Origin of the sequence: Serratia marcescens, from assembly GCF_029846115.1 — a bacterium.
Taxonomy (GTDB): Bacteria; Pseudomonadota; Gammaproteobacteria; order Enterobacterales; family Enterobacteriaceae; genus Serratia; species Serratia marcescens_L.
Genome location: NZ_JARVZZ010000001.1, coordinates 1927703 through 1941666, shown reverse-complemented (window position 1 = coordinate 1941666; position 13964 = coordinate 1927703). Strand labels below are relative to the sequence as shown.

Below are 13964 nucleotides of genomic sequence, written 5' to 3'. Positions count from 1 at the left end.
CCAGCGCCCGAAGAGAAGAAAGGGTTACTTCACCGTCTCACGCGGCAACACCGCGAGGATTTGTTCCACCACCCGCTGCGGATCGGCGGCGCCGTCTATCACGTAATGCGCGGCGTCCTGATACAGCGCTTCGCGCGCCGCCAGCACCTCGAGCATCTCCTCGGCGATCGGCCTGCCGGTGAGCGTCGGGCGCTGCGCATCTTCCGGGTACTCTTCCAACCGCTGCGCCAACACGCTGGCCGGCGCGCGCAGGTAGATAACGGTGCCGTGCTGACGCATAAACTGACGGTTCTCCTCCGCCAGGATCGCCCCGCCGCCGGTGGCAACTATAGTTGACGGTTTGGTCACGGTTTGCAACGCGATGGTCTCGCGCCGGCGGAACCCCAGCCAGCCCTCGCGCTCGACCATTTCCGCCACGCTCATCTGCGCCGCCTGCTGCATAAACAGATCGGTATCGACGAACTGATAGCCCAACGCCAACGCCAATGCGCTGCCTACCGTGGTCTTGCCGGCTCCGCGAGCGCCTATCATGAACAGGGTTTGTGTCATTACGGGTTGTCCCTTATGCGGTGACTTGAGTGCATTGCATACCAAAATACCGAGCGGGTGCGATGGCGTGGTGGCTGCATCATACCCTGCCCGCTCTGTATTTCAATATTTACGATAGTGTAAATTCCATGGCACAGCGACTGCCGACGGCAAAGCCGTGCGCCAGATCCTCATCCAGGTGCCGCCGCAGGGCAGCCGTGAGCCGCGCGTCGTCGAGCGGCCGGAATCCCAGCCGCCGGTAGTAAGGCGCATTCCACGGCACCTCAATGAAGGTGGTGAGCGTCAGGCGACAGGCGCCCTGCCGTTTGGCCTCTTCCGCCACCGCGCCGATCAGGCGACGGCCGACGCCCTGCCGCTGCCAGGTGCCGGCGACCGACAATTCGGCGATGTGCCAATCTTCCCCCTGATCCTGCACGGCGATAAAACCGGCGCACTCGCCGTTGTCGCTTTCCGCCAGCCATTCACGGCGCTCGGCGATAAACGTGGCATGCTGCTGCGGGGCCATCACCTCGCCTTCGGCGATAAAGCGCCATTCCGGCTGCTGGCGAAACAGCTGCGCCGCCGAACGTTCAACCGACATCAAATGCACAATATCCCGCTGCTGCGCCAAACGAATCTGCAGGCTCATGGGTTCTCCTTAACGTTAGGGCGGTTATTTAAGCAAATTTCACCGCCCGCGGCTTAAAAATCGATACTGCCGCGCAACACCACCTCACGCGGTTCCCCCACCGCCACGCGCAAGTTGCCCCCGCTGGACGGGTAGTAGGTTTTATCGAACAGGTTCTTCACGTTCAGCTGCCATTTCACCCGATAGCCGTTGATCGGCATAGTGTAAGCGGCGAACGCATCGGCAACGGTGTAATTATCCAGGTAGAAGCTGTTGGCGGCGTCACCCGGGCGGCGGCCCACATAGCGCGCGCCGGCGCCGATGCGCACTTCATCGCCGCTGTACAGGCCCAGGCTGCCCAGATTCTGGGTCAGAAACAGCGAAGCGGTATGGCGAGCCACGTTGGTCATCTCTTTACCCTTGTTGTCCGGATCGTCCACCACCCGCGCGTCGGTATACGCATAGGAACCGATCAGGCTCAGCGAATCGGTGAGATTGCCGGCCACGTCCAGCTCCACGCCCTGCGAACGCACGCGCCCGGCGGTGCGCGTCACGGTTTCACCTTCCACCAGCTCATTGACCATCACGTTGCGCTTGGTGATGTCGAACAGCGCCAGCGTGCCGGTAACGCCGTTTGGCAACGCCAGCTTGCCGCCGACTTCCCACGACTTGCCCTGCTCCGGCGGCAGCGAATCAATTTGGGTGGCGATGGAAGAGTTCGGCTTGAACGACTCGGTATAGCTGCTGTACAGCGACACGTAAGGCGTCAGCTTATAGACCACCCCGGCGCGCGGTACCAGCTTGCTGTCCGAGCTGTCGGTATTGGTCTGGAACGGCCGCCCCTTGCCGGCATAGACGTCGAAAGCGTCGTAACGCAGCCCGCCCATCACCAGCCATTTATCGGTCAGTTGGATGGAGTCCTGCATAAACCAACCGTAGCTGGTGAGGTTTTCCCGCTGGTCGCTGTCTTTGGCGCTGACCGCCGTCGACGGCGGCATCAGGCCGTATACCGGATGGTAGATATTGAAATCGCTGTTCTTTTTGCCGCGGATCATGTCGCCGCGGAAGGTACGGTTATCTTCAAAATCGAAGCCGAACAGCATCTGGTGGTTGATGCTGCCCCAGTCCACGTCGCCATTGAGCGTCAGCTGCACCGCGTTGGCGTGGCTGACGGCGTTGGCGGTCGAGTCGGCCTGGCGGCTCAACACGCCGGTCTCCGGGTTCAACGCCGTGGCGCGCGCCTGGTTGTCGCTGTAGCTGTTGCGGCTGTAGGCGTAGGTCAGCGAGCTTTTCCAGCGCTCATTGAGCGTTTGATCGATCTGCAGGGTAATGCTGTCCTGATCGCCACGGGTGGCGTTATAGGCTTCGTCGAAACGGCGATCGCGCGGCGTATTCACCGGTTTGCCGGTGCGCGAATCGATAATGGTGCCGCGATCGAACGGCACCAGATATTCCATATGTTCGTAGGCCAACCGCACGGTAGTGTTCTCGCCGTACCACATCAACGAGGGCGCGATCACCGTCTGGCGGTTGCGGCCAAAGTTGCGCCAGTAATCGGTTTCATCGTGATCGACGATCATCCGATAGGCAAACCCCGACGTGCCGAGCGGCCCGGTAACGTCGAGCTGGCCGCCGCCGCCGTTGAAGCTGCTGCCCCAGCCTTCCACATGGGTATGTTGCTGCAGCTGGGGCTTTTTGGTGATCATGTTGATCATCCCGCCCGGCTCACCCATGCCGTACAGCATCGAGGCCGGCCCCTTGAGCACTTCCACCCGCTCGGTGGTCGGCGTAAAGTTGCGCGCCTGCACCGAGCGCACGCCGTCGCGCAGAATGGAGCCGTCGCGGTTGTCGCCGAAGCCGCGTTTCATGACCGCGTCCTGGGTGCCGCCCAGCGTGTTGGCCTGGGTAATACCGCTGACGTTGTACAGTGCTTCGTCCAGGCTGCTGACCGCCTGATCGGCAATCACCTGTTGCGGCACCACGTCGATCGCCTGCGGTACGTTCAGCAGGTTGGTTTCGCTGCGGGTGCCGGTGACGCTGGTCAACGGCTGATAGCTCTGCACGCCGTCGGCGTCTTTGCGGCCAATCACCACCAGGCTTTCTTCTTTCGATGCGGCTTTTTCCGCCGCCCACGTCGGTGATGTCGCGCAAGCCGCCAAAGGCAATGCGCACCACCAGCCACGCTTGTTGTTATTCATTATCTAACTGACTCCAATAGGTCCCTGAAAAAGGTAACGGCAAAAACTGCTGATAAAGCTGTTGGAAGGTCTGCTGCGGGTTAATGTCGGCGAACAGATCCGGGTAAAACGCTTTGGCGAACATCTCGACCAGCACCACGTGGTACGGGCTGAGGTAAAAATTGTGCCAGACGCTCCAGGCGCGATGGTTTTTCACCGCCTGCAGGCTGGCCAGCATCGGCTGTGTGGCGATCAGCCGCCGGAAGCTGTCGGCAGCGTCATGCTGGCTGACCTGCGGCCCGAGGCGCAGATCGGACAGCCGTTTGCCCTGTGGGCCGGCCATGCCGGTGGCAAGGTACACGTCAGGATTGGCGCTGAGAATGGTTTCCGGGTTCAGTTCGCCATACACCCCTTTCACGCTGGCGTTGGCGATGTTGTCACCGCCGGCGAAGGTCAGCAGATCGCCAAGGTTGCCGTGTGCGGCGGTGGTGCAACAGGTATCGCGCCGCCCCAGATGCAGGTGCAGCATCACTTTGGGCTTCGCCCCCTGATAGCCCGCCAGCCGTTGCTGAACCACCGCCATATGCTGCTGATAAAACGCGATGAACTGCTCGGCGCGCGGCTGGCGATTGAGCACTTCACCCAGCAGCCGCACGCTCGGCACGGTGTTGTTCAGCAGATCGATACGCAGATCGACGTAGATCACCGCCACGCCGGCCTTGTTCAGCGCGGAAACCAGCAGATCGTTGTCGCCGTCTTCACGCGCGTAGCGCGCCAGGATCACCAGATCCGGCTTCAGCTGCAGCAGGCTTTCGATGTTGACCTGGCGGAAATTATTGCCGCTGATAATGGGGATCGCGGCGATCTGCGGGAACTTCTGCGTATAAAGTTGCCAGCTTTGCGCATCGAAACGCGCCAGATCCGCCGGCCAGCCGACGATACGCTGCGCCGGATTGCCCGGCTCCAGCAGCGCCAGCGTATACAGCATACGGCTCTCTCCCACCACGATGCGCTGCGGGTTATCCGGCACCACGACCTGGCGGCCGGTGATATCGGTCACCGTCTTCGCCTGGGCGGAGAACAGGCCGAACCACAGGGAAAGCAGCAGTAAAATGAGGGAATTGCGCATGATTGAGCCGAAACGGGGGAAATAGTGTGCGCATGATAATCACTCTCATTAACACTTGCAATCCCACGCCGCGATTGCCAAAAGAAATCCGGGAAACGGCGCCGGACACGCGGTGAAACACCGTGAAACCGCTGAAATAGCGGCTTTAAAAAGTTAAAAAAATGGCGGAAAAATCGGTTAAATAGGAGGGGAAAACAGCAAAAAAACCGGGAGACCTCCATGACTCAACGCATCATTCCGCTGTCGGAGTGCCCGCAGTTTGCCGATGTGTGCGCCGCCTGGGCCTTCGGCCAATGGGGCTCACAGCGCGGCGGTTCGCTGGAGCGCACCCAGCTGCGCTTCGCCCAATGCAGCCGGCCAAGCGACGATCACCTGACGCTGATGATGATCGACGGCGATCGTCCGGTGGGCATGGCCAGCCTGTGGCCCAGCGACGACCATCAACGCCAGGATCTCACTCCGTGGCTGGCCGGCGTTTTTGTGCATCCCGATCACCGCCGCAAAGGCATTGCCCACCGCCTGGAGATGGCGATCGTCGAAGCGGCGCGACAGCGCCATCACTCGGTTTTGCATCTCATCACCGACAAATCTGAAGCGCTGTACGCCGGCTGGGGTTGGCAGCCTCTGGAACGCCGGCGGCAGCATGACGAAGACGTGGTGGTGATGGCGAAAACGCTGTAGTTAGCGCGGCGTACAGACATACACCAGCGCCGGCGGGAAGTTGCGTACCACCCGCAGGCGCTTCCAGTGAAAATAGCGGGACAGCAATTTTTCCGACAGGTGGCTGTATTGAAACAACACCAGCGTGCCGTTGCGCGCCAGCAGCCGCTGCCGGGCCTGCTGAAGAATGCGCACGCTGATCCTGACTGGGATCGACAGCAGCGGCAGGCAGGAAAACACCACGTCGTAATCCGTGGCCATCCGGGTCGCCGAATGGCCCATCACCTGCAGCCGCCGATCGTCTATCCCGCGCAGCCGATGCACGAAATGGGGTTGGATCTCGAAAGCCTCCAGCGCCGCATCGGCGCGCATCCGCCCCAAAATGCGTTTGGTCAGTACACCGTCCGCCGCCCCCAGTTCCGCGATCGACAGCGCCCGAGTCCATTCAACCTGGTTCAGCATCGCCTGGCACAGCCACGGGGAAGAAGGCGCCAGCGTACCGACGGTACGCGGTGAAGCCATAAATTGCTGCAGGTAAGCGAAGTGATTCATCAGTTGCAGTCGGGTCGCATTTAACATTGAGGCCTCCTTGGGTTAAGCCCTCAATGTGAGCCGAATATCTTAAGTAATCATTAACATGATTCCGAAAGCGGCGGACACAGTTGTAATAAAATGCAACCTCATCAGCGGCAGGCAAAGAAAAACGGCCGTAATAATGACCTGAGAATAAGCCGTTGATGCACCGCCTGTTCAGATAATTATTGCGACCGTTTATTTTATTGGCCGCGTTGCCGCGGCCAGAGCGTAAAAAAGCGAACGCTTAGCGATAAATTTCCGCATTGCCGCGCCAGTTGCTGGAGTCCCCGGGGGTGTCCAGACCGATAATGCGGTAATGGCTGGCGCCATCCGCCGCGGCTTTTTCTTTCAGGGCAGTGACGGCATCATGCGGTGAGCCGCTAATGCCGGAAACCGACACCACGCCGAGGCTTTGCAGATTGGCGGCCTGTTCACTGTTGACCTGTTTCACCGACGACAGCGGCGCGGCGAAAGTGGAGAAGGAAGCGGCGGCGATCAATACGGCTGCGATGCTTGGGATAAGTTTCATGATTGACTCCAGGTGTTCTTGTTTATTAGCTCGTTGTCAGTGATGTTAATTATCCGCTAGCCAATGAAAACGGACGTCATGCAACGTAAAGAACATCAATCATTGTGAGGAGAATAAGGAGGATGTGAGAGCGAGTGTGTATTTTCAGGCAGGAATGACTTTATAAAGCTCACCTTACCGCTATTTGATGAACAATTAAAGACGGGGCGAAAGAAAGAACGCGCGCCGCCGCTATTTAAGATTTTTTACCCGCCGAGGCGCGCTGAGCTACGCTGATTTTGTGGCTTACCCTTTTAAGGAAGAACGCTTATGTCGCAAAACCTGCTGCGCGTGCGTGACGGTCAGGGCGCTTCGGTCTCATTTTCCGAGCTGCTGTTCGATCTGATCTACGTTTTCGCCGTAACCCAACTTTCCCACTATCTGTTGCATCACCTGACGCTGACCGGCGCGCTGGAAACCCTGCTGCTGTGGTTCGCCGTCTGGCTGGCCTGGCAATACACCGCCTGGGTCACCAACTGGTTCAATCCGGATACCCGTCAGATCCGCCTACTGCTGTTCGCTATCATGCTGCTGGGGCTGTTCGCCGCCGCCGCACTGCCGCAGGCATTTGGCGAGCGCGGCCTGATCTTCGCGCTGTTCTATGTCGCCATTCAGGTCGGGCGCTCCGTCACGGTGCTGCGCCTGCTGGCACCCGGTCATCCGTTAAAACAAAACTTTCGCCGCATTCTCGGCTGGCTGTGCATCTCCGCCGTCTTCTGGATCGCCGGTGGGCTGGCGGAAGGCAACGCCCGCCTGGCGCTGTGGGCGATCGCCGTCTTGTGCGAATACGTCTCGCCGATGTTCGGCTTCCGGCTGCCGGTGCTGGGGCGCTCGGACAGCAGCAGCGAATGGACCATCGAGGGTCACCATCTGGCGGAGCGCTGCCAGCTGTTCGTGATCGTGGCGCTGGGGGAAACCATTCTGATCACCGGCGCCACCCTGAGTGAGATAGAAAGCTGGAGCCTGCCGGTGCTCATCGCCTCGTTGGTGGCCTTTCTCGGCAGCCTGGCGATGTGGTGGGTTTACTTCGACACCAGCAGCAAAGCCGGCAGCCACGCCATCAGCCAGGCGGAAAACCCCGGCCAGCTGGGCGCTTATTTCCATTACGTCCACGTCGCGCTGGTGGGCGCCATCATCGTCTGCGCCGTGGCCAACGAGCTGGTGATCGCCCATCCCGACGGCCGCATCCAACACGCCACGGCGGTGGTGCTGCTGCTCGGTCCGGCGCTCTACCTGTTCGCCAACGCGCTGTATAAACGGCTGGTGTATCATCGCTTCCCGCTGTCGCACCTGGTGGGGCTGCTGGCGCTGGCGGCATTGGCCCCCATCGCCTATTTAACCGATCTGCTGATGGTCAATGGCCTGACGACGCTGATCATGGTGGTGGTGGCGGTGTGGGAGAGCATCTCGCGCGGCAGAGCGCCGCAGCGGCACGCGGAAGCCTGAAGCAAACGGGGGCGTCACCGCCCCCGCTGTGAGATTGATGACAAACCTCATGCCATTGCCGGGTTTGCAGAGAGCAGCGGATAAAAAAACAAGGAAAATCAATTTATTGATTTTCGGCTAATGGCCACAAAGGAGGAAAAACCACGTTTTTTCCTCCTTTGTCAACGGCCTGACGGGGGCGCTATCGCCCCCGCTGTTTGTCACTTCAAAGGCTGCGGCAAGGTGAGCACCCAGAGCTCGCTCAGCGATTCCGGCTGCTCCAGCGGGCGCAATTCGATGCGGGCGTCGGTCTTGTCGCCGTCGAGGCTCAACCGCCCTTCTTTCTCCAGCTGATAGTCACCGATTTTCTTGCTCTTTGGCGACGCATCCACCAGCTTCGCCTGCAAGCCGAAATCGTTGTCGTTGATCACCGCCAGCGTGCGATCGTCGATCAGCGCCAATCCTTCCGCTTTCTCCTGGCGCCAGCCCAACTGGCGCAGGTCCGCCACTTCCCGTTTCTGCGCCAGCTTCACGCCGCGTTTGGCGAGATCTTTCGCATCGTCGAACTCCAGCGCTTTCCCCTGGCCGTCAAACGCGCTCAGATCGCTGGCCTGCGCGAGATCCACCAGATAGATCTTGTTGATCATCGTCTTGTCTTTACCGGTTCCTTGCTCAATCAACAGGATGCGCTGATTGTCCAACGCCACGACATCGCCAATCTTGGCGTCTTTGGCTTTTTTATAGCTATCGATATCGATGGGATAGCCGTACATGGCGGTTTTGCCACTGCGCGGATCGAAGCTCACCAGCCGGGTAAACTGCGCCTTGTTTTTGCTTTTGCCATCGACATCCAGCGTGCTCTGCACCGCCGCCAGAATGCGCCCATCCGGCATTCGGGTCAGCCCCTCAAAACCGCGGTTGGGCTGGCGCCACTTCAGGATGTTCGGCAAACCGCTCGCCACCGCCTGCTCGCCGGCCTGCGGCGTTGGGCCGTATTTGGCGAGAATTTTACCTTTACCGTCGACCTGGATCAGAAACGGGCCGTACTCGTCACACAGCCAATAGCCGCCGTTGCCGTCACCGATGATGCCTTCGGTATCCAACCCGCGGCGATCGCCGGACAGTGGTTGCAACGCATCATTCAACGCCACTTCATTCGTGGAACCAATCAGCTCGCCTGGCAGCGGCAGCCCGCTGATCGGCCCTTTTTCGTCATGCAAGGGCCGCGCATTCTCGGCCACGGCCTTGCCGCCGCCAATACGAATGTCCATCAACAGGGGCACGAATTGCGGATTGGCGAAAATCTTGGCTTCTTGCTTGCCCACCGCAGGGGCATCGGCATTCGGGCCGCGATCGGTCAACGTCGTCAGCACCAGATCGTCGCCCTGCTTGCGATTGAACGTCAGCCCTGAGCCGATCCCCACCGGCAGTCCCTGCGGGAAATTCTTGGCGAACGCCCCCTGATAGGCGACGCGTTCCCCACCGGGGAAGCCGACCACATAACGCGCCACCTCAATGTCGGCAGCGTGAGCCAATACAGGAAACAGTGAAGCCAACAGCAGGGAGAGCGATTTTATTTTCATGGTTTTTACCCGAGGTTGAATGAAGCGTTATCAGGCAGAAGAAGATATTAATTTAGCATGACACTTAGATGACAACAGGCCATTCGTCAAATGCACAATCGGTAATAAGGTTGGCTGGCAAATAGAAATTAGCAATTAACCTGAGCGTATTGAATGGAGAAAACCGCTGGAAAAAATCGCCCGAAAATAGCCCATCATTACGCTTAGGGTAAATTCTTATGGCAAAGATAAAAAAAACGGCAAACACGCGCCGGCACGGCAAAAAACGGTGTTTTTCTCATAGACAAAATAAAATACCGGGGATTTAATACCGCCGTTATTCAAGGTGCATTAAGAAAATTCTATAGAATATCTGCATGAACTGAAAAAGCTGTTCTATAGTTTTTAGTGCTAACGCCCGTTAGTCAATTCCGCAGGATGGAATCTATGTCAAAGCGACTTTTTGCCGAATTTTTTGGCACATTTTGGTTGGTGTTTGGTGGTTGTGGTAGCGCAGTATTAGCAGCGGCATTCCCACAACTGGGTATTGGTTTCCTCGGCGTCGCGCTCGCTTTCGGTTTGACCGTGGTGACGATGGCCTATGCCGTCGGCCATATTTCCGGCGGGCACTTTAACCCGGCGATCACCGTCGGCTTATTCGCCGGTGGCCGTTTCGCGGCGAAAGACGTGATCCCTTACGTTATCGCTCAGGTGATCGGCGGTATCGCCGCAGCGGCGGTGCTGTATTTGATCGCCAGCGGCAAAGCCGGTTTCGACGCCACCGCAGGCGGTTTCGCCTCCAACGGTTACGGCGAACACTCTCCAGGCGGTTACTCTCTGCAATCAGCAATCGTGATTGAGCTGGTGCTGACGGCCTTCTTCCTGATCGTTATTCATGGCGTGACCGACAAGCGCGCGCCGGCAGGCTTTGCCCCGTTGGCGATCGGCCTGACGCTGACCCTGATCCACCTGATCAGCATCCCGGTGACCAACACCTCCGTCAACCCGGCGCGCAGCACCGGCGTAGCGATCTTCCAGGGCACCTGGGCGCTGCAGCAGCTGTGGGTATTCTGGCTGGTGCCGCTGGTCGGCGGCATTATCGGCGGCCTGATCTACCGCTGCCTGCTAGAAGACAAAAAATAAGCGCATCGCAGCCGAAGCGTTTCACGGGGCAGCCTTCATCGGCTGCCCCGTTGTTTCAGCCCTTCGTCACTTCAAACATCATGATATCGCTGGTAAAGGAGCCATCCGGCTGAATGGCGAAGTGCGCCGCCACCTCCTGCGACACGCTTTGCTGCAGCGCACGGATCGCGGTCACGAAATGCGCCGGCGTGCGCATACGCGCCACCCAACTGCCAAACTCCAGCATCAATCTATCCGACGTCACCTCGCGCACCACCAGCCCGGCCTCGGTCAATAATGCCAGCCACTCGCCCGGCGCATAGTTGCGCACGTGTGAGGTGTCGCGCAGCACCTCCACGGTTTGCAGGTAGATATCCAACAGCGGATGCCCCGGCGAGACCACGTCCATAAAGATCGCTCTGCCGCCCGGCTTGAGTACCCGCCTGACCTCACGCAGCGCCTGGCCGACGTCGTGCCAGTGGTGCGCCGAATAGCGGCTGATGACCAGATCGAAGCCGGCGTCTTCAAACGGCAAAGACTCCGCCACGCCCTGCTGCAGCTGAATGTTGTTCAGGCCTTTTTCCGCCGCCGCCTGCTCCACCACCGCCAGCATCTGCGCCGACAGATCGTAGGCCACCACCTGCGCCACCCTGGCCGCCGCCGTGAAGCTGGCATGCCCGGCGCCGCAGCCCAGATCGAGCAGGCGCGCGCTGGCGTGCGGTTCCAGTAACTGTGCAAGGCGTTGCAAATCCTTGCCCTGCGCGTGTACCGCGCTGGTTAAGTAGGCGTTGGCCTGCTCGCCGAACTGCCGGTCTACTGCGTTTTTATGGCTGTTGCTGATGCTCATGTTTGCTCCCGTTATTATCCGGCTTGCGCCTGTGCCTGAAGGCTTTCGGCTACTATAATCAGGCTACTATACGGGTACAATATGAGCAGTTATCCTGGTATAAATAGGTACCACGCTATGTCATCAGAAGCCTTATCCGGGCCAAAGGCCCTCGGCGCTTTCCTGCGCGCGCACCGCGAACGCATCACGCCGGAAATGCTCGGCCTGCCCAGTTCCTCGCGCCGTCGCACCAGCGGCCTGCGGCGCGAAGAGCTGGCGCAAATCAGCGGCATCAGCGCCACCTGGTATACCTGGATCGAACAGGGCCGCGAGGTGTCCATTTCCCCCTATACGTTGGCACGCATCGCCAAGGCGCTGCGGCTCGGCCCCGCCGAACGCCACTACCTGTTTACCCTGGCGCGCGTCGCCGACCCCGAGCAGGAAACGCACCGAGAAACCGCCAACGACGCGGTGCTGCAAAGCGTGCACCAGATGACGGTGCCCTGCTACCTGCTGGACGTGACCTGGAACGTCGTCGCCTGGAACCCACAGGCGGCGGCGCTGTTCAGCGGCTGGCTAGATGTGGCCAACAGCCCCAACCTGCTGCACTTCATGTTCTTCCACCCGCTGGCGAAAACGCTGGTCAGCGATTGGGAAGAGCGCGCTCGCCGCGTGGTGGCCGAATTCCGCGCCGAAACCAGCCATCATCAAAACACTGAAGAGATGCGCGCCTTCGTGCGCAACATGACGCACAACAGCGCGGACTTTAATCACTGGTGGAAACAGCATGACGTGATGGCGCGCGAAGGCGGCGAGCGCGCGTTCGAGCACCCTCAGCAAGGTGCGCTGCGCTATCGCCAGCTCACCTTCCATCCGGCGGAGCACGGCGGTCTGAAGCTGGTGATGCTGATCCCGCTGCCGTAATTGGTAACAAATTCATAGACAGGTTTACCCGCCATTTATTTATTGGTTCATGTAAACGCGCTAGGGTGATTGTTACCGATGACAACGATCATCCAGCACCGTTTTTTATCTCCCGAGGTACGCCTATGCAATCCGAAGAACAACGCCTTATCGATGGTCTGTTTGGCCGCCTGAAAGAAGCCGAGACCAAGACGGGCCCACGGGATCTCCAGGCAGAACAGCAAATTAATCAGCATATTCGCGAGCAGCCTTCCGCCCCTTATTACATGGCGCAGGCGATGATCATTCAGGAAGCGGCGCTCAAACAGATGGACCAGCGAGTCAAAGAGCTGGAAGCCCAGGTCGCGCAGCTGCAGCAAACCGCCAACGGCCAACAGAGCAGCGGCGGCTTCCTGGCCGGCCTGTTCGGCGGCGGCAGCCGCAGTACGCCAAGCCCGCGTGAACAGTATCAGGCGCAGCAGCAAAATACGGCGGCCTGGAACAACGTGCAGCAGGGGGGCTACTCGCAGCCGCAGCAGCCTGCCTATGCCCAACCGCAGCAGGCGGCGCCTTCGCGCGCCGGCGGCTTCCTGGGTGGGGCTTTGCAAACCGCGGCGGGCGTCGCCGGGGGCGTGGTATTGGCCGACATGCTGACCGGCATGTTCCGCCATTCGCAGCCGCAGGAAATCGTGAATATTATCGAAGAAACCCCGGCGCCGCTGGACGACAGCGCGATGCGCAATTTCGACGCCTCCAACAACCTTGATACCTTCAACAACGGCGACGGCGGCAGCTTCCTGAATCAGGACAACGCCTTCCAGAATGCCAACGACCAGGATGACACGGACTACGCCGACGACGATTACAACGACGACGACGATTCCTTCCTGTAATGCCCCTATCCCCCTCTCACTCGCAGAGGGGGATTTCCCGTTTCGCCGATCTGGACTACAGTGAACGCTGTCCATTTATCCGGCCAGGAGAAACGATGCAGAGCTTTAATCCTACCGCCCCTTTTTTTAGCGAACGCCTGCAGATGCGGCCGCCGGTGATGGCGGACCTCGAACGTTTCTACGCCATCTTTGGCGATCCGCAAACCCAACGCTTCAACCCCGCCGGCCCGCTCACCAGTGAAGCGCAGGCCGCTTCGGCGCTGCAGGACCGGCTCGCCGGCTGGCGGCAACACGGCTACGGCTCCTGGGCGCTCGCCCTGCGCGAACGGCCGGATTGGATTATCGGGTTTGGCGGGTTGTCCTGGAAACCGCTCGGCGCGCAGCGCACCGTCAACCTCGGCTATCGCTTCGACACCCGCGTGTGGGGCATGGGGCTGGCCACCGAGATGGCGCGGGCTTCATTGCAATACGGTTTTATCGGGCTGGAGGTGGGCGAGATTTCCGCCATTGTGCGCGCAGAGAATCAGGCTTCGTGGCGAGTGCTGGAAAAAATTGGCATGCAGCGTGTGGATACGCTGGATGACGTGCCCGGCGCGGCGCCGAGCCTGGTGTATACGCTAAAGCGCGGCGACTATCAGGGCTGATTGTCGCTGATTTTGGCCAACGCCATGCGGTAAGATTTGACCTTCTGACGCTTTTTCAGCCAGGTGGTGGTAGAAACGATGAACACCGCGCCCGACATCGCCAACACCCCTGTCGGGTGGCCGTAAAACACCATCAAGGCAAAGTACACGGCGGAAACGATCGCCACCCATTTTGCCGTATTGCCCATGTCGTTCTTCTCCTGGGTCAAACGGCGGATGTGCTCTTCTTCACTGATTCCCATACGCGCTCCTTGTTGGCTGATCGTTCCATTATATGGAGCTGGGGTGTTGATATTTCAAGCGGTTGGATGGTAAAGATGCGT

General features: G+C 59.6%; 15 protein-coding genes. 6 read left to right on the top strand and 9 right to left on the bottom strand.

Features of this window, described 5'->3' with window-relative positions; all coding sequences use genetic code 11:
* Nucleotides 1-24: 24 nt before the first annotated feature.
* The 4 genes from aroL to QDT79_RS08990 form a co-directional block, all read right to left on the bottom strand.
* Nucleotides 25-549: a shikimate kinase AroL gene (gene aroL / locus QDT79_RS09005; protein WP_033637260.1), complete on the bottom strand. Its 525-nt coding sequence runs from the start codon at nucleotides 547-549 to the stop codon at nucleotides 25-27.
* Between the two features lie 109 nt (nucleotides 550-658).
* Nucleotides 659-1177, bottom strand: coding sequence for a GNAT family N-acetyltransferase (locus QDT79_RS09000; protein ID WP_308316415.1), 519 nt, complete (start codon nucleotides 1175-1177; stop codon nucleotides 659-661).
* A gap of 53 nt (nucleotides 1178-1230) precedes the next feature.
* The gene (locus tag QDT79_RS08995; RefSeq protein ID WP_308316414.1) at nucleotides 1231-3354 is read right to left on the bottom strand and encodes a TonB-dependent siderophore receptor; all 2124 of its coding nucleotides are present in this window, start codon (nucleotides 3352-3354) and stop codon (nucleotides 1231-1233) included.
* The gene (locus QDT79_RS08990) at nucleotides 3347-4462 is read right to left on the bottom strand and encodes an ABC transporter substrate-binding protein (protein ID WP_107227164.1); all 1116 of its coding nucleotides are present in this window, start codon (nucleotides 4460-4462) and stop codon (nucleotides 3347-3349) included. Before QDT79_RS08990 ends, QDT79_RS08995 begins: the two co-directional genes overlap by 8 nt.
* Nucleotides 4463-4681: 219 nt before the next feature.
* Here QDT79_RS08990 and QDT79_RS08985 point away from each other — a divergent pair, with 219 nt between their 5' ends.
* Nucleotides 4682-5143 carry a GNAT family N-acetyltransferase gene (locus tag QDT79_RS08985; protein ID WP_063990889.1) on the top strand — a complete coding sequence of 154 codons (462 nt, stop codon included), beginning with the start codon at nucleotides 4682-4684 and terminating at the stop codon, nucleotides 5141-5143.
* Here QDT79_RS08985 and QDT79_RS08980 read toward each other — a convergent pair whose 3' ends face one another.
* The gene (locus QDT79_RS08980) at nucleotides 5144-5701 is read right to left on the bottom strand and encodes a class I SAM-dependent methyltransferase (protein WP_033642027.1); all 558 of its coding nucleotides are present in this window, start codon (nucleotides 5699-5701) and stop codon (nucleotides 5144-5146) included. It abuts the gene before it with no gap.
* 241 nt (nucleotides 5702-5942) lie between these two features.
* Nucleotides 5943-6227 (bottom strand): YdgH/BhsA/McbA-like domain containing protein, encoded by a 285-nt coding sequence (locus QDT79_RS08975; protein ID WP_063990888.1) that lies wholly within the window; start codon nucleotides 6225-6227, stop codon nucleotides 5943-5945.
* A gap of 309 nt (nucleotides 6228-6536) precedes the next feature.
* Between QDT79_RS08975 and QDT79_RS08970 the strand changes: the two genes are divergently transcribed.
* Entirely contained in the window at nucleotides 6537-7712 is a 1176-nt protein-coding gene (locus QDT79_RS08970; protein ID WP_063990887.1) for a low temperature requirement protein A, read from the top strand.
* Between the two features lie 200 nt (nucleotides 7713-7912).
* Here QDT79_RS08970 and QDT79_RS08965 read toward each other — a convergent pair whose 3' ends face one another.
* The gene (locus QDT79_RS08965) at nucleotides 7913-9274 is read right to left on the bottom strand and encodes an esterase-like activity of phytase family protein (protein ID WP_308316413.1); all 1362 of its coding nucleotides are present in this window, start codon (nucleotides 9272-9274) and stop codon (nucleotides 7913-7915) included.
* 426 nt (nucleotides 9275-9700) lie between these two features.
* On the opposite strand from QDT79_RS08965, the gene aqpZ reads away from it, so the two are divergent.
* Entirely contained in the window at nucleotides 9701-10396 is a 696-nt protein-coding gene (gene aqpZ / locus QDT79_RS08960) for an aquaporin Z (RefSeq protein WP_025301712.1), read from the top strand.
* A 55-nt stretch (nucleotides 10397-10451) separates the two neighbouring features.
* Here the strand turns inward: aqpZ and QDT79_RS08955 are convergent, their stop codons facing one another.
* Nucleotides 10452-11222, bottom strand: a complete 771-nt coding sequence (locus QDT79_RS08955) for a class I SAM-dependent methyltransferase (RefSeq protein WP_063990885.1) — start codon at nucleotides 11220-11222, stop codon at nucleotides 10452-10454.
* A gap of 117 nt (nucleotides 11223-11339) precedes the next feature.
* On the opposite strand from QDT79_RS08955, the gene QDT79_RS08950 reads away from it, so the two are divergent.
* The 3 genes from QDT79_RS08950 to QDT79_RS08940 all read left to right on the top strand — a co-directional run bounded on the left by QDT79_RS08950 (nucleotide 11340) and on the right by QDT79_RS08940 (nucleotide 13641).
* The gene (locus QDT79_RS08950) at nucleotides 11340-12125 is read left to right on the top strand and encodes a helix-turn-helix transcriptional regulator (RefSeq protein WP_038873182.1); all 786 of its coding nucleotides are present in this window, start codon (nucleotides 11340-11342) and stop codon (nucleotides 12123-12125) included.
* Nucleotides 12126-12250: 125 nt separating this feature from the next.
* The gene (locus QDT79_RS08945) at nucleotides 12251-12997 is read left to right on the top strand and encodes a DUF2076 domain-containing protein (RefSeq protein ID WP_107227163.1); all 747 of its coding nucleotides are present in this window, start codon (nucleotides 12251-12253) and stop codon (nucleotides 12995-12997) included.
* 95 nt (nucleotides 12998-13092) lie between these two features.
* Nucleotides 13093-13641, top strand: a complete 549-nt coding sequence (locus QDT79_RS08940) for a GNAT family N-acetyltransferase (RefSeq protein ID WP_063990883.1) — start codon at nucleotides 13093-13095, stop codon at nucleotides 13639-13641.
* Here QDT79_RS08940 and QDT79_RS08935 read toward each other — a convergent pair.
* Nucleotides 13632-13883, bottom strand: a complete 252-nt coding sequence (locus tag QDT79_RS08935; protein ID WP_130018550.1) for an ABC transporter ATP-binding protein — start codon at nucleotides 13881-13883, stop codon at nucleotides 13632-13634. The genes QDT79_RS08940 and QDT79_RS08935 overlap by 10 nt on opposite strands.
* Between the last annotated feature and the right edge of the window lie 81 nt (nucleotides 13884-13964).